19 protein-coding genes and 1 CRISPR repeat array (1 of these 20 only partly in view) are annotated in these 21,977 nt (G+C 60.9%); of the genes, 7 read left to right on the top strand and 12 right to left on the bottom strand.

The window, feature by feature from the left end:
- Window positions 1–6: 6 nt before the first annotated feature.
- From ACYQ1P_RS00345 to nosZ, 7 genes are all read right to left on the bottom strand, one after another.
- The gene (locus ACYQ1P_RS00345) at window positions 7–996 is read right to left on the bottom strand and encodes a NapH/MauN family ferredoxin-type protein (RefSeq protein ID WP_460018392.1); all 990 of its coding nucleotides are present in this window, start codon (window positions 994–996) and stop codon (window positions 7–9) included.
- Window positions 993–1,769 (bottom strand): 4Fe-4S dicluster domain-containing protein, encoded by a 777-nt coding sequence (locus tag ACYQ1P_RS00340; RefSeq protein ID WP_460018391.1) that lies wholly within the window; start codon window positions 1,767–1,769, stop codon window positions 993–995. The genes ACYQ1P_RS00345 and ACYQ1P_RS00340 overlap by 4 nt, the downstream gene beginning before the upstream one ends.
- Window positions 1,766–3,103: a nitrous oxide reductase family maturation protein NosD gene (gene nosD, locus ACYQ1P_RS00335; protein ID WP_460018390.1), complete on the bottom strand. Its 1,338-nt coding sequence runs from the start codon at window positions 3,101–3,103 to the stop codon at window positions 1,766–1,768. The genes ACYQ1P_RS00340 and nosD overlap by 4 nt, the downstream gene beginning before the upstream one ends.
- Window positions 3,104–3,125: 22 nt before the next feature.
- Window positions 3,126–4,430 carry a hypothetical protein gene (locus ACYQ1P_RS00330; RefSeq protein ID WP_460018389.1) on the bottom strand — a complete coding sequence of 435 codons (1,305 nt, stop codon included), beginning with the start codon at window positions 4,428–4,430 and terminating at the stop codon, window positions 3,126–3,128.
- A 78-nt stretch (window positions 4,431–4,508) separates the two neighbouring features.
- On the bottom strand, window positions 4,509–5,219 hold the full coding sequence (locus tag ACYQ1P_RS00325) for a c-type cytochrome (RefSeq protein ID WP_460018388.1): 711 nt from the start codon (window positions 5,217–5,219) through the stop codon (window positions 4,509–4,511).
- Window positions 5,220–5,263: 44 nt separating this feature from the next.
- Complete coding sequence (locus ACYQ1P_RS00320) at window positions 5,264–5,995, bottom strand: c-type cytochrome (protein ID WP_460018387.1); 732 nt, start codon at window positions 5,993–5,995, stop codon at window positions 5,264–5,266.
- Window positions 5,996–6,093: 98 nt separating this feature from the next.
- Window positions 6,094–8,388 (bottom strand): Sec-dependent nitrous-oxide reductase, encoded by a 2,295-nt coding sequence (gene nosZ / locus ACYQ1P_RS00315; protein WP_460018386.1) that lies wholly within the window; start codon window positions 8,386–8,388, stop codon window positions 6,094–6,096.
- Between the two features lie 258 nt (window positions 8,389–8,646).
- Here nosZ and ACYQ1P_RS00310 point away from each other — a divergent pair, with 258 nt between their 5' ends.
- The 3 genes from ACYQ1P_RS00310 to ACYQ1P_RS00300 are packed head-to-tail and all read left to right on the top strand — an operon-like array spanning window position 8,647 to window position 10,450.
- A complete protein-coding gene (locus tag ACYQ1P_RS00310) occupies window positions 8,647–9,360 on the top strand; it encodes a Crp/Fnr family transcriptional regulator (protein ID WP_460018385.1) in 714 nt (237 codons plus the stop codon).
- Between the two features lie 10 nt (window positions 9,361–9,370).
- Window positions 9,371–10,090 carry a Crp/Fnr family transcriptional regulator gene (locus ACYQ1P_RS00305; RefSeq protein WP_460018384.1) on the top strand — a complete coding sequence of 240 codons (720 nt, stop codon included), beginning with the start codon at window positions 9,371–9,373 and terminating at the stop codon, window positions 10,088–10,090.
- A complete protein-coding gene (locus ACYQ1P_RS00300; RefSeq protein ID WP_460018383.1) occupies window positions 10,091–10,450 on the top strand; it encodes a DnaB-like helicase N-terminal domain-containing protein in 360 nt (119 codons plus the stop codon).
- A 76-nt stretch (window positions 10,451–10,526) separates the two neighbouring features.
- Here the strand turns inward: ACYQ1P_RS00300 and ACYQ1P_RS00295 are convergent, their stop codons facing one another.
- Window positions 10,527–11,147, bottom strand: coding sequence for a PEP-CTERM sorting domain-containing protein (locus tag ACYQ1P_RS00295; RefSeq protein WP_460018382.1), 621 nt, complete (start codon window positions 11,145–11,147; stop codon window positions 10,527–10,529).
- 259 nt (window positions 11,148–11,406) lie between these two features.
- Here ACYQ1P_RS00295 and gorA point away from each other — a divergent pair, with 259 nt between their 5' ends.
- Both gorA and ACYQ1P_RS00285 read left to right on the top strand, forming a co-directional pair.
- A complete protein-coding gene (gene gorA, locus ACYQ1P_RS00290) occupies window positions 11,407–12,786 on the top strand; it encodes a glutathione-disulfide reductase (RefSeq protein ID WP_460018381.1) in 1,380 nt (459 codons plus the stop codon).
- Window positions 12,787–12,790: 4 nt separating this feature from the next.
- Complete coding sequence (locus tag ACYQ1P_RS00285) at window positions 12,791–13,465, top strand: MBL fold metallo-hydrolase (protein ID WP_460018380.1); 675 nt, start codon at window positions 12,791–12,793, stop codon at window positions 13,463–13,465.
- 6 nt (window positions 13,466–13,471) lie between these two features.
- On the opposite strand, the gene rimO is transcribed toward ACYQ1P_RS00285, so the two are convergent.
- Both rimO and ACYQ1P_RS00275 read right to left on the bottom strand, forming a co-directional pair.
- A complete protein-coding gene (rimO, locus tag ACYQ1P_RS00280; RefSeq protein ID WP_460018379.1) occupies window positions 13,472–14,788 on the bottom strand; it encodes a 30S ribosomal protein S12 methylthiotransferase RimO in 1,317 nt (438 codons plus the stop codon).
- A gap of 21 nt (window positions 14,789–14,809) precedes the next feature.
- The gene (locus ACYQ1P_RS00275) at window positions 14,810–15,505 is read right to left on the bottom strand and encodes a DUF6969 family protein (protein ID WP_460018378.1); all 696 of its coding nucleotides are present in this window, start codon (window positions 15,503–15,505) and stop codon (window positions 14,810–14,812) included.
- A gap of 250 nt (window positions 15,506–15,755) precedes the next feature.
- Between ACYQ1P_RS00275 and ACYQ1P_RS00270 the strand changes: the two genes are divergently transcribed.
- Entirely contained in the window at window positions 15,756–16,346 is a 591-nt protein-coding gene (locus ACYQ1P_RS00270; protein ID WP_460018377.1) for a PEP-CTERM sorting domain-containing protein, read from the top strand.
- 128 nt (window positions 16,347–16,474) lie between these two features.
- On the opposite strand, the gene ACYQ1P_RS00265 is transcribed toward ACYQ1P_RS00270, so the two are convergent.
- Both ACYQ1P_RS00265 and ACYQ1P_RS00260 read right to left on the bottom strand, forming a co-directional pair.
- On the bottom strand, window positions 16,475–16,774 hold the full coding sequence (locus ACYQ1P_RS00265; protein ID WP_460018376.1) for a hypothetical protein: 300 nt from the start codon (window positions 16,772–16,774) through the stop codon (window positions 16,475–16,477).
- A gap of 189 nt (window positions 16,775–16,963) precedes the next feature.
- Window positions 16,964–18,292 (bottom strand): sensor histidine kinase, encoded by a 1,329-nt coding sequence (locus tag ACYQ1P_RS00260; protein ID WP_460018375.1) that lies wholly within the window; start codon window positions 18,290–18,292, stop codon window positions 16,964–16,966.
- 224 nt (window positions 18,293–18,516) lie between these two features.
- Between ACYQ1P_RS00260 and cas9 the strand changes: the two genes are divergently transcribed.
- Window positions 18,517–21,690, top strand: a complete 3,174-nt coding sequence (gene cas9 / locus ACYQ1P_RS00255) for a type II CRISPR RNA-guided endonuclease Cas9 (protein ID WP_460018374.1) — start codon at window positions 18,517–18,519, stop codon at window positions 21,688–21,690.
- A gap of 7 nt (window positions 21,691–21,697) precedes the next feature.
- Window positions 21,698–21,977: a CRISPR direct-repeat array (repeat unit 36 nt; unit sequence GTTCCATGGCCCCGCCCCACGCGGTTATGGTAGACT); it runs 478 nt beyond the window's last position.

Genomic DNA, 21,977 nt, shown 5'->3' with positions numbered 1-21,977 from the left:
GGGCTCTCACAGCAGTCGATCCAGTCCCTTGATGCGGAAGGTCAGGGCTTCGGTGGGGCAAACGTCAATGCACATGCCGCAGCGGGTGCAGTCGGCACCCACATCCATCATGACATTCTTGGCGTAGCCCAGTTTGGTGATATCGAGCACATGGGGCACCATGCAGACCTTGCGGCATTCCCCTTCGTGCAGGCAGTTGTTGAGGTTATAGCGGACCTGGGTCGGCGAGGTCGTCCCCACCAGCCCGTAGGTCAGACCGATGGGACAGACATAGCGACACCAGAATCGCCGCGAATAGAACACCTCTATCAACAGCAGGAAGCCAACCCAAACCAGCGCCAGACTCGGTCCGTAGGTGAGTGCCCGACTCACAATGCCCACCGGGGAAATAGTTTCGAAGACCGTGTAGCCGCTGATGATGGCCATCAAGGCAAAGATCACATAGAGCACGCCGCGCAACCGACGGTCCAGGGGGTGGTCGGAGATGATCTTGCGATCAGCCAACTTCAAATGCAGCCATTCGGCCCATTCGGCAATCAGATGATAGGGGCAGACCCAGGAACAGAAGGTACGCCCGCCGAGCAGCCACCACAAAATCAGCACGGTGATCGAGCCGATGGCCAGATTGATCAGAACTTCCTTGAAGGCCAGCATGACTTGCAGAGACGAATTGAGGTCGGCCATGTGGAAGCCGACGAACCGCGAAGCGGTCAACGCCCCTTCCACAAGTTGGATGTCGAATTGAAAGGACAGTACGAACAAGGAATTCCACAGCAATATGGAGGCCCAGCGGCGGAACCGCCATTTGTTGCCGCCGTGCAGGCCTTCGTCCAGCTCATGCTGGATGGCGGCAATGCGTTTTTGTTTTTCCTCGCTGGTCCGTTTGAAGGCATGGAGTTCCGCCGCCTCGGGAGCATAGTCCTGCTTCTTGGGCAACGACAGGGTGCCGCCAAACAGCAGGCGGAGCGATTCCTTGAGGTTCGCCAGAATACTCATGCCGCCCCCCATTTCTTGCCGGGGATGATTTCGATACAGGTAGGCTCCACCGGGCAGATCATCTCGCACATGCCGCAGCCGACACAGGCTTCGTGAATCTTGGGCGTGCGGCGTTTGTCTGCCGGATCATCGTTCAGCGGTTCCAGTGAAATGGCGTTTTTGATCGGACATTCCCGAACACAGAGGTCGCATAATTCGAGATCGTAGGGATGGTCGGCGACGGGGATGGGCTTCCAGCGGTCCACCTCCGTGTAGCGATGCAGCCCCGGAAAGGCGGTTCCCCGGGCCGCGCCCCGGAAGCCCTTGCCCTGACGGGCCAGACAGGCGTCGGGGCGGGTCAATTCGGCCAGTCCCATCCGCACCTGTTCCTTTTTGTCGATGTCATGGCTCAAGGCGCCGGTGGGGCAGGCGAGCACGCATTGCACCGCATCGCAGGAGAAATCGCAGGCCTGATCCCGTGCCGACACATAGGGGACGCCGAGTCCAAAGCCGTCAAACACATCGCCAAGCAGGATGGCTTCCACCGGACAGACCTGTACGCATTGACCGCATTTGATGCAGGAAGCCAGGAAATCCGGTTCGTCCAGGGCTCCGGGGGGGCGCAGGCGCGGATGACTCCGGGCGACCACCGGAAGGAATCCGGCCAGCGCGACGCCGGTCACCCCGACGCCCGCCACCATCGCCCGCAAGGCCGCCCGGCGGGCGCGCTGGGTCACGGGACCGGGCTTTTTCTTCTTCGCTTCCGCAGACACGTTCTTTTCCTTTTCATTCATTGGGCGAGAGTCCCGGCGTGGGGGTCGTCCAGACCAAAGGGGTCGAAGCGCCGGGTGCCCACGTCTTCACCCTCGGCGGACTTTGCCGGGCGCTGGGTTTGCGGTGTGAAGTCGGGGGTCATGCGCGGACGGGCATCGGTCAGCATGAGCAGCGGTTCGGTGAAGGGGGCCAGACGTTCGAGAAAATCCACCAGACTGAGCAGCGGCGTGCCGAGGAAAAAAGCCGCCGGGGGCACGTCCATCCACAGCCGGTCGGCGAACACCTTGGGCGCGTGGGGACGATCTCCGATGCCGTCGCCGTCTTCGTCGAATCCCTCGTAATCGTCCCAGTAGTTGCCCTCCCAGACGTTCTTTGTCGCCCCCGCATATTCATTGACCGAGACCTGTCGGATGTTGTCGATGAAGCGGTTGTCTTTCATCTCGTTGCCATGCCAGTCGTTCAAAAATAAAATGCCGATCTTCGAGAAGGCCACCGTGTTGCGGAATAGCCGGTTGGTGGTATCCGGTTGAAAGGGCGACACATCCAGATAGATCCCGGTGCCACAGTAAAGAATCTGGTTGTCGGTCATCTCGATATTGCTGGTCTCCTTCATGCCGATGCCCATGCCGGTGGCTCCTTGCGCATGGACGATGCGGTTGCCGCGCAGCACCACGTCATCACTATACATAAGGAAGATACCGACGGAATTGTCGCGAAAACTGTTGTCCTCGACCAGATTATATTTGGAATACATGAAATGCAGCCCGTAGCGACCCCCACGGACGGTGTTGCGGGCGATTTCATTGTTGGCGGAATACCAGACCACCAGATCCCGGGTATCGGTCACCTGATTGTCGGTGACCTTGTTATCCTTGGAGTACCAAAGCCGGATGGCATCGCCGCGCACGCCCATGTTGAACGGCTTGGAGGAGATGCGGTTGCGCTTGATCACGTTGTTGTTGGCCTGTTGCAGATCGACCCCGAACAGGCAGTTCTCGATGACGTTGTCGCGCACCACGTTGTAGTTTCCGGCCACCCGCACCCCGGAATCGATGTCGTTGTGGGATTCACCGGAATTGACAAGAATCAGCCCACTGACCGTGGCCCCGTCGGTATCCAGGGTGAGCACCGTGCCGACGCCCCCCGCGTCGATGGTCACCTGGCCCTGCCCATCGAGCACCAGGGGTTTGTCGATGACGATGGGGCCTTGGTAGGTGCCCGGCGGCGGGGTCAGAACGGCCCCTTTTTCCGCATTGTCGATCATCTCCTGCAACGATGGAAGCGCCTCCGCCGGACCCCCGATGAGGAGCCCGGCGATGGTCGTGATCAGCAGCAGAAAACGAAACGTGAGCATTTTCCGTTTCCGGTTCGTTGACTCAGTCGTCCTCGTCCCGCAACTGCTGGCGGCGCAACAAAGCCGCCAGGCCCAGGAACAAGGAGGACAGGACCATCAAACCAAACCCGATCTGCGGATAGGAATGGGTGGCAAACTGTGCCACCTTGCCCTGACCGAAGACGGTCGGCATGAACGGCTTGAGAGTGAAGGCCCCCATGTCGTTGAGGCTATGCCCGTACCACCACAGCCAGCTTGAATATTCGATGATGAAAAACAGCGGCAGGGCGATGGGGACGACCACCAGGACCCAATAGAGCAGACCGCCGTTCTTGCGCGCCGCGAACAGCAGAAACAGCATGGCGGCCAGGACACCCCAGAACACCACCGTTCCCGCCGCCTTCATGGTCGCCACCAACGGTTCGATTTCGGTCGGATTGTTGAACCAGCGGCCGAGGGATTTGGCGTAATGCCAGAACAGGACCTGTTGACCGCTGCCGGTCCAGGTTTCCCGTTGGTCGGCGGGCTTGCGGGCCTGATCGGCCTCGAACGCCCCCTTGAGGATGTAGATGTTCAGCTCCTTGCCCGCTTCACCGCTTTCCTTGGCCTCAGCCAGGATCGCCTTCAGGCTTTTGGCGCGCGCCGTTTCGGCGGCCGCTCCGCTGCCCGAATGCAGCTTGCTCAGGGTATCCATCAGGGCCGTCTGACCGGAGCGTTTGAGGGTCTCTTGAACCTGATCACGGGTCAGCAGGCTGCCTTCGCCGCTCTTTTGCAGCGAGTCCTTGAGCAGGGCGATGATCGGGCTGAGTTCCTCGCCCTCTTCCTCGTGTCCCTGGCCCAGGGAGGTGACCATCGCCGACAGATAGCCCGACGATTGGTATTTCAGGCCGCCCTCCCCATAGTAGGTCAGGCCCATCCAGACACCGATGCCGACAAAGCCGAGGGTCATCACCCCTATGCGCAGTTTGGGATTGAAGATCATGAAGCCGACCAGCATCACCCCGAGCAGGGACAGCAGGAAGGGCGCGAACGCCTTTTCCACCACGCCGCCCGCAGCGATGGGATACATGCCGACAAAGTGATTGATGGCATCCATCTCGTGGACGCAATCCAGGGCCTCGGCCTCGAATTTCTCGGCCACGTCGAGTTTTTGACAGCCGTTGAACACGCCGTCCATGTGGAAGTTGATCCGCACTCCGTCGGGAAAGGCTTCGGCGGGGTAGTTGGGGGCGGTCAGGGAGACCCACCAGGTGGGCGTGAAAAAGATGCCGACCAGCATCACCAGGGCGGCCAGGGTCAACCCACGGATGATCCAGCCCCGCTTATCGGGGGAGTCAAAATCGTTCATTATTTTCTGTCCGGTTGTGACATCAACCCGTCGGGGCGCGCCACCACTTCAAGACGGTGGGCGCCCCAGGCGGACGGATTATTTGAAGTCGGGATTGAGCCAATCGGCGGACGGCGCCAGCTTTTCCTTCGGCGGCTTCTGACGCGAAACGTAGTTCATGACCTGCTTCATATCGTCGTCGCTGAACTCCGAGATCTGCTTGACCATGTCCGGATTGGCATTGCGGCGCTTGCCGTCGCGAATCCATTCGAACTGGCGCAGAATGTACTTGTAGTGCTGACCTTGGATGCGCGGGAAGTACTTGTCGCCGTCGCCTTCCCCGTTCTTGCCGTGGCATTGCGGGCAGTTCTTGTCATAAAGCGCCTTGCCCTTTTCATATTCCGGCGTGCCTTCTTCCCACGGACCGAGGCCCGGCTCGGGATTCATCGGCAACCTGGAGATATATTCCGCCACGTCGGCGATGGACTGTGGGCCGCCGATCTCGCTGGGCAGGGCGAAGGGGTACATGGTCGGATTGTCGCGGTTAAGTGCCCGGATATCGGCCAACTGCTTGATCAGCACTTTCCTGTGCTGTCCGGCCAATTGCGGGAAGGTGCCATCCGACTGGCCCCAGCCCTCTGGCAGATGACAGGCGGAACAGACTTCGTAGACCTCGATGCCGTTCTCGTGGTTGGGGGTCATATGGAGCGCTTCATCCTGTTCGCCGCCGCCTTCGTTCCAGGCCAGGGCCGGAGCGGCGGACAAACCGACACCGATGACGAGGGCGGCGAGGGTATGGGTCGTTTTCATGGGGTATTCTCCTGTCTCTGAAAACAGATTGTTGTCTCGCAGTGTTATTTTTTTGTGCGGCGGTCGACCTGGGACAGGTAGTCCGCCAGCAGGGCGATTTCGTCGTCCTGCAATTTCTTAACGAAGGGATACATGGTCTTGACCTTGCCATTGTCGCGCACCTTCTCCCGGATATCGGTCATCTGGGCGATGATGTAGGCGGCTTTCTGTCCGGCGATGTAGGGGTAGCCCTTCAGCGGCTTCAAACCTTCCTTGCCGTGGCAGGTGGTGCATTTGGCTTTTTTGTACAGCTTTTCACCGGCGTCGATCCGATCCTGCGCCAGACCTTCCTTGGCCCCGGGGGCAGGCGGCTCCAGGCTGGCCAGCCATTCGGAGACCTGTTTGATTTCTTCCGGGGTGATGCGGATATCACCCTCGGGGGTGATCAGGGCGCCACGCATGCCATTGACGCGCGGATTGCCGGTGGCGTCCGGGGAACCGGTGCGCTTGCCGTTCAGGATGTCTTCGATCTGAGAGGCCATGTATTTGGCATCCTGCCCGGCCAGATTCGGGTAATCCTGGATGGCCTTGGCCCCGTTGCGCCCGTGACAGGCGATGCAGGTGCGGCGCAAAAACAGCTTTTTGCCCGGGTGATTTTTCGGCTTGGCTTCTTCGGTCGCGGCGCTCGCGGCGGGTTGCTCGGCGGCCAGGGCGACGGAGGTCGTGCCGGTGATCCAGGGCAAGGTCATCATGCAGGCCAACAGGGTGGATTTGAGAAGGGGAGATGTGCGGCGCATGGTCAGGACCTCTTGATAAATTTCAAATTTCGGTTCGAAGGTAAGGGGGGACGGAGACCGTCCCCCCTCATGGTCGATGCGTTCAAACGGTCGCAGTCCTACTGTTTGACTTCGACGGCACCATTCTGCTCCAGGAAGGTCTTGGCACGCAGGCCGATGTCGGCCGCCTTGACCTGATACTGGAACCACTGCTGGGCCCACAGGGTCCCATTGTGCCAGTCCTGCTTGGCGGCATAGTCCTCGGACTTCTTCTTGGCATCGGCCGCGAAGTTGAGCTGATCGGTGGCATCCTCGACGAGGGCCACGACCGGCGCGAAGTCCTTGAAGTTCCGCCCGGTAATGAAGGCGACCACGGAGTCGATCACCGCCTGGGTGTCGTTGTTGGTCTTGACCTGCTTGTCGTAGTCGGCCTGGGCATAGATGGTGCCCTCTTGAAGCGCCGCCGTAGTGGCTTTCATGCCCTTCGGACGGACCAGCAGGTAGCCTTGCATTTCCAGATGCAGCGCCGAGCAGAACTCGGTGCAGTAGTAGGGGTACACGCCCGGACGGTCGGCCACGAAGGTCGCCGAGACGGTCTTGCCCGGTTCCACCGACAGGTTCACGTTGTGCTCATAGAGCGCAAACCCGTGGGTTTCGTCTTCCGCCCGCTCCAGGTTGGTGAAGTGCAGCGAAACGGTCTCGCCTTCTTCGACCTCGATGATTTCAGGCGTGATGTGCGAACGGATCAGGGTGCCGTAGACGTGGGTCACGCCATCGACCTTTTCGATCTTTTCGCGGCCCGGACGAGTTTTGTACGGAGACGTTTCGTCGGCCCGGCTGTTCCAACCCACCTTGTAGCGGATATGGGGCTTCAGCTTGTCGGCCCGGATGGCCACGGCATAGTGCGGTTCGCCCAGCGGCAGCGGCATGTCATAGAGCAGTTCCATCTTGTCGCCCGAAATGTCGATGAGCTGATGGTTCTGCGGATGCAGCGGACCCACCGGGTTGAACCGGTCGATGGCCAGCTTATTCAACGATACCAGGTACTTGCCCTGCGGCGTGACGGAATCGCCTTCCATGGTCATCAGGTGACCGATGTTGTAATGGATGGAGATCTTGTCGAGCACCTTGCCTTCGCAGTAGTCCCACTTGGTGACCTGGCTGTCCACGTAGATGGAGGTGTAGACCACGCAGTTCTTGGAATCATACTGGGTGTGCAGCGGACCGAGGCCGACTTCAACCTGCGTATGCAGGGACTTTTTGAGGTCGAGGATCGGAATGCCATAGGGGTCTTTGCCCGCGAAGTCCTTGCTGTCGATCAACGCTTTGATCTTCTCGAAGCTATAGACCGAGGCATGGGTGTCGAGCTTGCCGGCGACGATGATGAACTTGCCGTCCGGGGAAACGTCGACGCCGTGCGGCGACTTGGGTTCCGGGATCAGGAACAGGATGCCTTCCTTGACCGCCGTGTCCATGGTGATGACATCATGCCCGTTGATCTTGGTGGTCTTGCCCGCCTTGAACAGTTCGGCGGCCTTTTTCCAGTTGATCATGTGCAGGAAGTCGGTGTCCTTCTGCGAGCAGCCGGCTTCGAACGGCGGACGGCCATTTTCGATGCCGCCCACGTAGCGTTCGGTGCAGAACGAGTTGGTGAAGGACCAGCCATCGGAAACCTTTTTGCCGAAATCGGACAGATCCTGGCTGTAGGGCGGCAGTTCCACCGAGAACGACTGATCCTGCTGGATGCGGCCCTTCTCATTGTCGAACTTCCAATAGGTGACGGCCCCGCGATACTTGTCGTTGAACTCGCTCAACGGCACATATTCCTTGGAGAACGGGGCGGCGTATTGAGTGGCTTCGATCACATAGTCGGTGTTCGGAGTCACGAAGGCCCCGCCATGTTCCGATTTCATGATCGGGTTGACGACGATCTGTTTGGTCTCGAAGTCGGCCAGATCAATCACCGCAATGCGGGGATTGGCCTTGTCGTTGATGAACAGGTAACGACCGTCGTATTCCCCGTTGGTCTCGGAGATCGCCGGGTGGTGGGTGTCACCGTAGGTGACGGTCTTGCCGTTGATCTTGCCCTGATCCAGGACGGCCTTGGATTCGTCGTCGAAGCCGTAACCCTGCCAGGGTTCAGGTGTGAATACGGCGACGTATTTCAAAATCCGCATCGACGGAATGCCGTAAACGATGATCTGTCCGCTTTGTCCACCGGAACTGAAGGCAAGAAATTCATCTCGCTTGCCGGTCGGAACGTAGGTCTTGGCCGCCGCCAGGATGTCCTTCTGCGTCAAACCACGGTCTTGCATGATTTGTTGCAGATTGTCCTGGGCGGAAGCGCCGGACGCTGCCAGGCCGAAGCCCAGAGCAACCGCCAAGCCTACGGCTTTACTTAGTCGCTGAGTCATGACTCTTCCTCAATTTTCCCATGCCAAAATGATTCGATGCCCGAGCCCGCACGCACCCACCGGGCGCGCCCCCGAAACGGTAAGCAGAATTTCGCGCATCGCAAACGTGGGGTTGACCCCCACGCTTGAGCATAAGCTAACACCCGGAACAACAATAGAGCCTTGACGTTGATCAAGGCATTTATTGAAAAAATCGTTTCATAGTATGAAACCTGTGCGCATATGAACGGGCGATCATTGATCGAAGGTGGTTGAGCCATGAAAAATACCCCCCTAGATATGGCGGATCTGGCGTCCACCCTGGCGCGCGTCCGTGAGGTGCCGGTGTTTTCCAAGGCACCGGGGCCGAGTCTCGGCTTTCTACTGGAGCAGGCCTCCCTGTGTCATCTGGAGGCCGGGGAATGTCTGATCGGCCGCGGCAGCGTGCCCGACAGCGTCCATGTGCTGTTGCGCGGGCATGTGGGCATGTTCGAGGGGGAGACGCGGCAAAACGACTATCTGGTGGATCTGATGCCTGCGCCGCAGATGATCGGTCTATCCGAGGCCCTGCTCGGGGAGCCCTATGGGCACTCCTTTTTCGCCGCTGACGAGGTGGAATCCCTGGCCTTGCCGGTGGATCGTCTGCTGGCCTTGATCAGCACAAATCCGCATCTCTTGCAGTCCATGATCGGGGCCTTGAGCCTGCGCCTGCATGCCCTGGTCAGTCAGGTTAACATGCTCAAGACCAAGCGGGCCGACCAGCGATTGGCCGAACATCTGCTGGGGCTGATGCGGGAAAATCGGGGGGCAGAGAGCTTCGATCTTCCCTATGACAAGAAGACCCTGGCAGCCCATCTGGGCATTGCACCGGAAAGTCTTTCCCGTTCCATCTCCAAATTGCGTAAGATGGGTGTGTCCATGGACGGCAAGCGGGTCTCCATTGCCGATGCCGCCGTCCTTGAGGATTATCTGTTCGAGTCGGTCAAGGTCTGATAGTCGCAACATGTCCCATCAACAGCTTCTTCGCTCCAGTGACCCTCACATGCAGGCCGTGGCGCGGGCCGAATTGTTCGAGGGTCTGGCCAATCCCCATTTGCAAACCCTGATGGCGACGGCAACGCTGGTGCACAGTCCGGAAGCCGGATTGTTGTTTTCCCAAGGCGACCCGGCGGAAGCGTTTTTCGTCGTGCTGGAGGGCATGGTCAGTTTGTCCATATACCATGCGGATGGCTCTCAGGCCGTGGTCGAGACGGTTCATCCGGTGCGCACGTTTGCCGAAGCGGCGGCCTTGTTGCTCGGCACCTATCCGGTGACCGGCGAATACGCGGCGGGGACGATGCTGGTCCGGTTTCCGGTCCGTCAATTGATGGCCCTGTTGGCGGGCTCGTCGGAGCTGGCCTCCGGCTTTCTGGCCTCCCTGGCCCGCCGGGAGCAGGAGTTGTCGCGCCAGATCAACCAGCTCAAACTGCATACCCCGGCCGAACGTCTGGTGTCGCTGCTGATGAACCTGGCCGCCCCCCAGACAGAGGGTGAAGCGACCCTCACCCTGCCCTACGAAAAAGCCATGGTTGCCAAGGTGCTGGGGATCACGCCGGAAAGCCTGTCCCGGCTGTTCGGGCGACTGGATGGTCGGGGAATCTCCACCATGGGGCGGCGGGTGCATATCCGGGACCTGGGCGCATTGCGCGACTTCTGTCGTGACTCTGGCCCCAGGGGGTGTTGAATGTGCAACAGGCTGAGTCCCGAAAAGGCGGTCATTTGGGGGGTGATCCATTCCCGGCATGTGCATGACCAACTGGCGCCTCGGCTCACGGCCGACCATTTCACCCACCGGACCTATCGCCGGTGCTTCCGCATCTGCGCCCGCATCTATGCCGCCGGAGGGCAGGTGACGCCGCAAACGCTCGCGGCGACGGCGGCGGAACTGGGCTATGACTTCACCGCTGCCGACCGGCGGGCCATCGACCGCATGTTGCGGCAACCGCCACAGTCCCGCATGGTGACCCATGCCCAAACGCTGGCCCAGGCCATGATTGACCTCCAGGCACACGGATGTGCCAATATGGAACGATTGGTCAATTAAGCGGTGGGGGCCGGAGAACCCTTGCGGGTTCCCCGGTATTGGGAGGGAGAGAGAGGGAGGTGGGTTGAATCGAGGGTCAGGCGTGAACCCGTCGCCGGGTCCAATAGAAAAACCCCAGCAACCCCGGGATCAGCATCAAGGCCGTCGAGGGTTCCGGCACTTCCAGCCGACCTTCGCTGAGTTCGGTCAGGGTGCCGATGCCGAAGCTGCCGTCGTAGCCCAGGAACAGCAACTGCACGATTTCCTGGTCCCATTGTTGGATCATCAACTGGGACCCCAGTTCGTCCAGGGCGTTGATTTGCGTGAAGTCCTGGGAGCTGCCGAGGCCCGAATCGTCGCGGGCGATGAAGCTGAAAGCCCCCCGGTCGGACTGACTGGGAAAGGTCGGCGTCATATCCGGCAAATCGAAGCTGTACTGGCCGCTGTCGCCCAGTTGAATATGGAAATCAATCAGCGGGTCGAAGGGGGAAGCCGCGGCATTGACCGGATCGGCGAACATCAGGAACGGTGCCGCAAGGTTCGAAACATCGACGGTGAAAGAGCCGGTGATGGACTGGCCCGCGAAATCGCCGCCGCCGGTATATTGGTCATTGAAGGCCCCGAAAAAATCGAAATGCACGGGGGTGGCTTGTGCGTTCTGCACGCCGGTGACAAGAAAAACGAACAAGGCACCGGCCTTGAGGCATGATTTGATCATAGTTTCTACTCCTGGTTTCCCGGCGCTTTCTGCCCCGGTTGAAATGAATCCGATGTCCCTCCTAGAGTTCTCGGGTTTCGTTTTGACCCGATGAGAGTGACACGCAATGCGGAGTCGGTCCATCCAACTTACGGTGGAGGGGCGCGGACTCCACCTTTTGTTGGAGCCGGTCCGCACTGTACTAATACCTGTGACCGGCACCTGACAGGCGGTTCGAAATCCCTTATGGTGCGGGGCTCGAACAACTGCGGAGTCGGCCATGGCATCCTTTGATTATGACCTCATCGTGGTCGGGGCGGGGTCGGGCGGCGTGCGGGCCGCACGGCTGACGGCGGCCAGCGGGCGCCGGGTGGCGCTGGTGGAAATGGGCCGGGTCGGCGGCACCTGCGTGTTGCGCGGCTGCGTGCCCAAGAAGCTGATGTTCTACGCCTCCCATTTTGCCGAGGAATTCGAGGATGCCAAGGGTTTCGGCTGGCGCTTTCCGGGCATGCCGTCTCTGGACTGGCCCGCCTTCATGGCCGCCAAGAATGCCGAGTTGGATCGCCTGGAGGGCATCTATCGTCGGGTGCAGCGGGAAAACGGGGTCGAGATCATCGAAGGGCGGGGCCGTCTGGCCGGGCCGCATACGGTCGAGGTGGATGGCCGTCCAATCACCGCTGAATGCATTCTGTTTGCCGTGGGGGGGCGGCCCTCGTTGCCCGACATTCCGGGCATCGAGGCGGCCATGACTTCCGACGGGGCGTTGGATCTGCCTCACTTGCCAGACAGCATGGTGATTGTCGGCGGCGGCTATATCGCGGTGGAATTCGCCGGGGTGTTCAATGCCCTGGGGGTCGAAGTGACGATCATTATTCGGGCGGGCAGCGTGTTGCGCGGGTTCGATGAGGATCTGCGCGCCACTCTGACCGGTGAAATGGAGAAAAAGGGCATTCATATTCGCCGCGAATGTCTGGTCCGTTCCATCGAAACGGGTCCGGGTGGCACCTATTCCCTGCGTCTGGCCGGAGGCGAGGAGATCGCCACCGACAAAATCCTCTATGCTACCGGACGGGTGCCCAATACCCAGGACCTGGGTCTGGTCGAGGCGGGGGTGGCGCTAAACGACACCGGCGCGGTGCTGGTCGATGCCTATAACGAGACCTCCCTGGCGGGGGTCTACGCCATTGGCGATATGACCGACCGGGCCAATCTGACCCCGGTGGCCATTCGCGAGGCAGTGTGTTTTTTCCAGACGCGATTCAACGACAACCCGATGGTCCTGGACTATGACAACATCCCGACCGCCGTGTTCTCGCAGCCGCCGCTGGGCACGGTCGGCCTGACCGAGGACGAAGCCCGGCAGTTGGGGCCGGTGGACATCTACATTTCGCGCTTCAAACCGATGAAATACAGTCTGGCCGGCCGCGACGAGCGGGTGATGTTCAAGCTGGTAGTGGCGCGGGACAGCCAGAAGCTGCTCGGGGCACATCTGGTCGGCCACGAGGCCCCGGAACTGATCCAGGTGCTCGGACTGGCGGTCAAGGCGGGCCTGACCAAGGCGCAATTGGACGACGTGGTGGCCGTGCATCCCACCTCGGCCGAGGAACTGGTGCTGATGCGCGAGCCGGTGCCCGATCCCAGCCCCGAAGAAACAGGATAACAACATGAGCGATAACGAAACCCACCTCTTTGGCGATTGGCAGGTTACTTTCATCGTCGGCGATCCGCCGTTTTACGAGAACGGCTATCTGGTCCGCCATGTCCCGAGCGGCGACACGGCGGCCATCGACCCCGGCTGCGCCGCCGTGAACTTTCTCGGGCCGGTGCAAGACGCGGGCGGGACGCTGGGACAGATTCTGTTGACCCATGGTCACCCGGACCATGTGAGCGGGGTGGATGAATTGCAGCGGGCCATCAAAGGGCCATGCCACGTGCATACGGCGGAAAAGCCAGTCATCGAGCGCGGCCCAGCGCTGGCCGGGTCCTTCGGAATGCGCGGCTATCAGGGCCGGTTCGATTGCACTTGGTTTGACGCAAAACCGCATCTGACTCTGGGCGGGGCGGCGATCAAGGTCATCGAGACCCCGGGCCATACGCCGGGCGGCGTGGTGTTCCTGTTCGACGGCTTTGCCTTCACCGGCGACACCCTGTTCGCCCAGGGGGTCGGCCGTACCGACCTGCCGGGCGGCAGCGGCCCGACCCTCGGCCGCTCCATCGACACCCTGTTGCGCGAGGTGCCCGCCGATACGGTGATGTTCAGCGGCCACGGCCCCGCCTGGACCGCCGAAGAAGCCAAGCCCTGGTGGGGCTGGGCCAAGGGAGCCTATGGGTTGGGGTAAACGAATTTACGCGGGATGCCCCCACAAATCATAGTCATCCGCCCCGTCAATGGTGGCTTTGATCAGGTCGCCCGGTTGTAATCCGCTGGCGCCATCCAGGTGGAAGCAGCCGTCGATTTCCGGGGCGTCGGCGGCGGTGCGGCCCTGGGCGCCGTTCTCGTCGACCACATCTATCAGCACATCGACGGTTTTGCCGATCTTGGCGGCCATGCGTTCGGCGCTGATTTGCCTTTGCAGTTCCATCAGGCGGTGCCAGCGTTCCTCGGCCTCGTCCTCGTCCACGTGGTCGGCCAGGGCGTTGGCCTTGGCCCCCGCGACCGGCTCGTATTTGAAGCAGCCGACCCGGTCCAGTTGCGCTTCCTCCAGCCAGTCCAGCAGGTCTTCGAACTCGGATTCCGTCTCGCCGGGGAATCCGACAATGAAGGTCGAGCGCAGGGTCAGGTCGGGGCAGGTCCGCCGCCATTTGGCGATCCGGTTGAGGATCTTGTCGCCCTGGGCGGGGCGGCGCATGGCCTTGAGTACGCGCGGGTTGGCATGTTGGAACGGAATGTCCAGATAGGGCAGGATCAGCCCTTCCTCCATCAGCGGAATGAGCTGATCCACATGGGGATAGGGGTAGATGTAATGCAGCCGCACCCAAATCCCCAACTGTCCCAGGGCGCGGGCCAGATCGGTCACATGGGCGCGCAGATGGCCGCCGGCCCAGGGGCTGGCCGCGTGCTGGAGGTCCAGACCATAGGCCCCGGTATCCTGGGAGACGATCAGCAGTTCCTTGACCCCGGCAATGGCCAGGGCCTCGGCCTCGGCCAAAATCTCGCCCGCCGGACGGCTGACCAGCGGGCCGCGAATGTCGGGGATGATGCAGAAGGTGCAGCCATGGCCGCAGCCCTCGGAGATTTTCAGATAGGCATAATGGCGCGGCGTCAGCTTCAGTCCGGCGGCGGGTACCAGATCCTGATAGGGATCGTGCGGCGGCGGCAGGGCGTCATGCACCGCCTGGACCACCGCCTCGTATTGTTGCGGGCCGCTGATGGCCAGGATGCCGGGATGGGCATGGCGCAGGGCTGCCGGGTCGACTCCCATGCAGCCGGTGACCACCACGCGACCGTTTTCCGTCAACGCTTCGCCGATGGCCTCCAGGCTTTCCGCCTTGGCGCTGTCGAGGAAGCCGCAGGTGTTGACGATCACCAGATCGGCCCCGTCATAGTCGTCGGCAATACCGTAGCCCTCGGCCCGCAGGCGGGTCATGATGCGTTCGGAATCGACCAGCGCTTTGGGGCAGCCGAGGCTGACCAGCCCGATCCGGGGAGGGTTTTGTGTCATGGGCGAGTTATAAATCCGATTTCATATCCGCGCCAGCGCCTCGGCGATCTTGTCGCGCTGTTCAGTGACCGATATGGGCATTTCGGAAATGATTTCCAGGCCGCGATCCTCGAAGGCATCAATCCGCTTGTGGTCGTTCTGCCAGGCTTGCAGGGTTTTGTCCCGTTGTTGGATCAATTGGGCAATTTGCGGCTGGAACAGCTGCACCATGGCGGTGATCCAGATATTGACCGGCCAGGACGGCGGCACCAGGTCCATCTCGAAACGCTCGATCAGGGTCAGCACATCCGGCGCGGCATACCAGTTTTCGGCGGTGACCCAGCGGTTGGTGGTGAACAGGCCGATGGGAAACCCGGCATGGTCCATGGAAATGGCGATCAGATGGCATAGGTGATCTTCCCGCTCGTCCATATAGTCGGCGTGGCTCTGGGCCACCGGCGCGATTCCGGCGGGGATGCCGTCGCCGCGCAAAAAGGTGTGGAAATGGCCGTGCTCTCCGGACCGGTGGGCATGGTAGTAATATTGGCTGTGGCTGGACGGGTCGAACACATCCCCCGATGGATAGTGGTCGTATTCGTAAAAGGTGCCCTGTCCCCGCAGCACTTCGCCGACGATGTTGTCGTCCGATTTGCGCAGAACCCTTGTGCATTCCTCGATCCGCGCCGCAGCCTGGGCCATGCGCTCCAGCCGGTCGCGAGGCAGGCCGGTGAGATCCATGAAGGCTCCTTTCAACTCGAATCGCCGTGGGGTTCAGTCTAGCAAGAATTCCGCTGGAAAGGACTCTATCGGCGAGATCCAAAAGTGTCATAAATCTTTACGCTTTAGGATAGTTTTTAATATACCCGCCCTTTTCAGGCGCAAAAAAACAATTTGATTTCAGTGGAATAGATATTTTGTTGGCAATTGGCGTGACGTTTGCATATTCGCTATTCAGGTGCTCATTTCTGTCAAAAAAGGAAACAAAAAAATGAAATTCTCCGTCCTGCTGGCTGCACTTGGATTTCTCTTTTTTTCGTCGATTGGCAATGCCGCTGTCGTGACCTACTCGGACCGCGGCGCATTCGAGGCGGCGATGCAGTCGTACACGGTTGATTCCCTGAATGGCATTACCGCCTATTCCCATGGCTTCGAAGCCCGCCCCGACTACGATTGGTCGGGCAGCATGTATGGCTGTATCAACCATGGGGGCTGTGGCAACAATGCCGGCCTGGGCTTTGACAATTCCTATATGTGGACCTATCAGGGGGTACACACCTTCACCTTTGACACCCCGACCAACGGGTTCGGGTTCGACTTTGCCAATCCGTCGTGCTGCAACTACGGCGCGCTTCCGGTTCTCGAGGGGTTCACGGCGTCGGCCAGCTCCGGGTTTTTCGGTATCATTTCGGACATCGCGCTGACCACGGTGGCCTTCAGCCAGACGGCTTCCTATTTGATCATTGACAATCTCACCTACGGGACGGCCGCCGTCCCCGAGCCCGCTTCCCTGACGCTGTTGGGTGTCGGTCTGGCCGGGTTGGGCTTCGCCCGTCGCCGGGCGCGCAAGGCCGCGCTGTAAGACGTCGGGTTTCAATTTCACGGAAAAGGGGCGGCAGGTTTCCTCCGCCCCTTTCGCTTTGACTCAACGAAGGAAAAAAATCGGACCGGTTTGACCCGGCCCGATCCATGCGCGGCTGGAACCCGCAATTACATGGGCTTGCAGGGGTTTTTCGCGGCACAGGGGTTCTTGGCCGCACAGGGGTTTTTGGCCGCACAGGGATTGCTCGCCGCGCAGGGGGTCTTGGCGGCGCAGGGGCTGCACGGATGCTTGGCGGCGCAGGGGTTCTTGGCGGCACAGGGGCTGCACGGGCTTTTTGCGGCGCAAGGGCTGCAATAGGCCACCTGCACCGGCATCTTGGCCTGGGCGGTGGGCAGCAGGTTGGCGGAGGCGGCGACGCCGAGGGCGGCAACACCCAGGGCGGTAGCGGTCAGGGTCTGTTTCAACATGGGTCTTTCCTCACTGTGCAAAAGGGTGATGGGCGGTCACTTGCGAGCCTTAATGGGACATTCGATGGAATGATGATGGAGCAACTGTGAAATGGTCGCAATTAACAGCGCTTCACGTATGCGTGAGAGTTCTGTGTTCCCTGTATGCAGGAAACAGGCGGACCTGGGGAAAGCGCCGGGCCGTGGTGGTTACGATGCGGACAGGGTGAAGTAGAACGTGCTGCCCTGGGGGGCCGGGGCATCGACCCAAATGCGCCCCCCATGATGCTCGACGATTTTTCGACAAAGGGCCAGACCGATCCCGGTCCCTTCGTATTGCTCCCGCGAGTGCAGCCGCTGGAAAATCTCGAACACCCGTTCGCGGAATTCAGGGGCGATGCCGATTCCGTTGTCGGCCACGGAAATCAGCCATTCGTTCATGTTCTCGACCGCCTGAGCCTCGATGTGGATGGACGGAATGCGGATGGGCGGGCAGTATTTCAAGGCATTGCCGATCAGGTTCTGGAACAATCCTACCAGTTCGGCATGGCAACCGCGAACGAAGGGCAGATCGCCGACCGTCAATTCGGCGGTCCGTTCGCCGATGGCCGCCTTGAGGTTTTGGGTCGCCTCGGCGAAGACCTGATTCAGGTCCACCATGGACATCTGGGGCGACTGTTGATTGATCCTGGAAAAATCGAGGATATCCTCGATCATGCGGTTCATCCGTTGGGCCCCGTCGGTGGCGAAGGCGAAGAATTGGTGCCCCTTCTCATCCAGCAACGGGGCATAGCGGCTTTCGATCAACTGCAAATACTGGGTAATCATCCGCAACGGTTCGCGGAGGTCGTGGGAGACGGCATAGGCGAATTGTTGCAGCTCGTTGTTCGAGGCCTGGACCCGTGCCAGGGCGGCGGCCAGTTGGATTTCGACCTGCTTGCGTTTTTCAATGTCATGCACAATGACCAGAGCCCGGTCCTGTTCGGTGCTCTCCGACGTCTCGATGTCCATGTCCCGTCGGCCTTCCAGTTCCACGCAGACCGGGTTTCCCCGGGGCGGGCGCAGGCGGACCTCCAGGTTCTTGTTGTCCGGTTGCTTGTAGAAGGCGCGGTAGCGGGCGATGAAGGAGTCCCGATCCCTGGGGTCGATAAAGGCGGCCAGGGAACGTCCTATGACGTCTTTGTGTTCGAGCGATAAAAAATTCAGAAAGGTGTCGTTGCACTGATGGATCAGGCTGTTGTCATCCACCGTGAGGTAGCCCACCGGGGCGTTGTTGTAGAGATGCATGAACTGGTCGCGGGAATGGACGATTTCCTGACGGGTGCTGTTCAAGATCTGCTGGGTATTGCGCAGCTCATCATTCTGCATTTCCAACTCGATCTGATGGACCCGCAGGTCATGCACCAGTGCCCGAATGTCATTGGGGGGCATGTCCTCGAAGGGGTGTTCCTCGACCCCCAGCAGATCCTCGGCCCGGCGACGGAGCTTTATGAGTTCGGCCCGGCTCTCGGGCAATGAATCCGGGTCCTCTTGAGGCATCCTTGCCGTCCCCCCCCAGCGATCAAGAAATGCATGAGCACGGCTCCTATCATTGCATATCTGTTGCACACGGGCAAGTTGGCGGCCTGGGCGCGTTTTTAGATGGAATCAGATAATCAATATGTTATTAAGGTTGTGGTTTCTCGTGGCTGGGGGCATTATCGTAGTATAAAAAATAGATTTGCGAGTGGCTTCATAGGAGTGGGGGCATGCGGAGGAACTGGATGTTGGGTCTGGACGTCGGGACGGACAGTCTGGGGTGGGCGGCATTCGCCTGCGATCCGGCGGCGGAAAAGCCCATGGCCGGTGGGCTCCTGGCCGGCGGCGTGCGGCTGTTCGATAGTGGCCGGGACCCGGAAAAACAAACCTCCTGGCATCGCGAGCGGGGCCTCAAGCGCCGCGCCCGCCGGTTGCCGCGTGGCAAGGTCTGGCGGCGCCGTGAACTTGAAAAATTATTGCGTCAGGGCGGGATCGTGCCCCCTCAGGGACCGGATAATTCAGACGTGCATGGTTTGCGGATACGGGCGCTCGACGGGCCGCTGATGGAAACGGAACTCTGGCGGTTGCTGGCCCACATGTCCAAACACCGGGGATTCATGAGCAACCGGATTCAGCAGCGCGGCGGCGAAGCGAGCGCTTCGACCGAGTCCGACGAGGAAGAGCAGGGGGCCGGGTACTGGCTTGGGGCCGAGGCAGTCCTGCGACAGCGCATGGCCGATGCCAAGGTGCGCACGGTGGGAGAATTGCTGGCCGTGGACCATGCGGCCGGGCGCCCGGTGCGGATGCGCTATGGGGAGGCCTTCGAAGACCAGGGCTATGCCCCCACCCGTAGCCTGTTGCGCGAAGAATTCGCCCTGATCCGCGCGATCCAGTCCCAACGCTTCAAGGCCCTGGACTGGGACGCGGTGGAGGCCTTGATCTTCGAGCAACGTCCTCTGCGCTGGGTGGATGGGGGGCATTGCACCTTTTACCCCGAGGAACATCGGGCGCACCGACTAATGCCGTCGGCACAGGCTTATCTGGTGCGACAAAATCTCGCCAATCTGCGTACGCCCGACGGGCCGGAAGGCTTCGACCGACCCCTGAATGCGGCAGAATACGCCGTGGCGCTGGAGTACATGCAATCCAATCGACGGGTGGAATGGTCCAAGTTGCGGGCCGCCCTGGGCTGGAGGCGCGGCACGAAATTCACCGTCGAGACCGCCGCCCAGGGGGGCAAGCGGGCGGCCAGGGGCTGCGAGGGCCATGTCACCGATACTCTGTTGCGGCCGCTGATTCCTGCCTGGCCGCGTCTGACTCTGGAGGACAGGGATCGGCTGATGGAGGCGATGCTGGAACACCGTCCGAAGCGTGCCGACCTGATCGCCTTTCTGATCGACCCCAACGGGCATGTGGGAGTGGATCGAAACACGGCGGAAATCATCGCCGATGTGCTGCAATTCGAACTGCCGTCCGGTCGCTTGAATCTGTCGGTCAGGGCGGCGCGGGACGTGGTGGCGGCGAGTGGTCCCGGCATTCCGCATCACGTGGCGATTCTGAATGGCACCGGGGTACATCACAGCGATCAACGTCCGAAGGAGAAACTTGAGAGCCTGCCCTATTATGCCAGCATCCTCGCCGATACGGGCATTGGCGGAACGGGGGATCCTGCGGAGCAGGACCCCACCAGGCGATACGGGCGGATTGGCAATGTCTCGGTGCATATCGCAATGAACGAAATTGCCAAGGTGGTCAATGAGTTGCTCAAGCGCTACGGCGGCCGGCCGCGCCTTGTGGTGGTGGAGACCACCCGCGATCTCAAGGCGGGGGCCGAGGAGCGAGGCAAGATTCTCAGCGAGCAGCGCCAACGGGAAAAGGAAAACGAGACCATTGATGCCGAACTGAAAGCCAGCGGTGCCGGGGAATTGGCCAACCGGCGGGAGCAGCGCATCCGCTTCCGCCTCGCCAAGCGCCAGAGGGGGCTGTGTCCCTATTCCGGCCGTCCCATCGGGGCGGCGGACTTGCTGACCGACGCCTACGAGGTGGATCATATCATTCCCCTGTCGCGGGGCGGTCGCGACAGCTTCAACAACATGGTGCTCTGTACATCGGAATCGAACCGGGCCAAGGGCAATCAAACCCCCAGGGAGGCCTTCGGGAACTCTCCGGCAGCCCTGCAAGCCATTGAGGACTTTCTGCGCAACCTGGGCAAGCTCGATCACAAGGCTCTGGCCTGGCGGTTTGGTGACAAGGCGGTGAAGCTGGCCGAGGATTTCGAGGAAGGCGACGGCTGGGCACCCCGACAGGAAACCGATACCAGTTACATCGCCAAGGTGGCCCGGCAGTACCTGTTGCATGTGGCGGACGACGTCGTGGCGACCAAGGGGCGGCTGACCGGCTGGCTGCGGCGCGCCTGGGACCTGCCCAAGTGGCGGGGCGACCATCGCAGCCACTTCATCGATGCGGCGGTGATCGCGGTGACCGACCGCGGCCTGATCCGCTGGGCCAACAGCCAGAGCGCCCGCCACGGCAGCGATACCCTGCCGGACCCAGACGAAGTGGATCTGCCGGAGCCATTCCCGGGGTATCGGGCGCAGGTGATCCGCCGGTTTGATCGGCTGTGGCCTTCCCTGCGACCGATGCATAATCGAACGGGCGAGGGGGCGCTGCATGAGGCGATGGTCTACGGTCTGCGCCGGGAAAAAGACGGGGAGGGGGCCTATCTGGTGCTCCGGCACAAGGCCGCCACCCTGTTCACCGATGATGCCAAGGCCCGCAAGGCGGTGGAAAAATTCGCCAGCGACCGCATGCGCCAACGCTTTGAAAAGCGGATGGACGAACTGGCGCAGGCCCATCCGGAGGCCGGATACGCCGAGCTTTGCCGCCTCACGGCCGCTGACAAGTGTTGGGGGCCGCGCGGCATGACCGGCAACAGCCTGCGCGGCGACCCGGTGAAACCGGGCCTGATCGCCCTGCCGCGCGGCATCGCCAAGCCTGGCGGCAACGAGGTCTACGAGGTCTGGGAAGTCCCCCAACGCAATGGCAAAATCAAATGGCAGGCGCGGGTCATCACCCGCCACGCGGTGGCGACCAAATCCGCCGACCCGCAGCCGTTTGGACCGGACGCCAAACGGTTGATGGCGTTTTCCCGGGACGATCTGATCTATTGGCCCGACGCACACCCTGAGAAGGTGTTTCGAGTGAAGAAGATGGTGAAAAATGGTCGAATCTACGTTTGGCCGGTCCGATATGGAACCGGAAAAAAACCGGCTCCAAGCGTTCAAAAGCTATTCCCCGGCATCAATCTGAATGGGGATGAGGGCTACAAGTTTGCCTCTGCGGAAGGTTTGCGAAAGGCCAAGATACAACCGGCAAGCATCTCGATTCTGGGGCGATTGCGGGTCAAGGAAATCACGTAGTCCTGCCCTTCCATGGCCCCGCCCCACGCGGTTATGGTAGACTAGGGTGCGCGAACGGCTATGACGCTGTGGGTTCCATGGCCCCGCCCCACGCGGTTATGGTAGACTGAGCGCGTGGAAAGCGTAACGATTGATTACGTTCCATGGCCCCGCCCCACGCGGTTATGGTAGACTTAAGCCTTAAAGTCCGCGAATGCCGTCTGCGTTCCATGGCCCCGCCCCACGCGGTTATGGTAGACTTTGAGCGGCTAGGCCGTACTCTTGGCGCTGTTCCATGGCCCCGCCCC

This window comes from Magnetospira thiophila, assembly GCF_054657015.1.
Note: the sequence above shows the minus strand (reverse complement) of the source record. Positions and strands in the feature narration are given on the sequence as shown.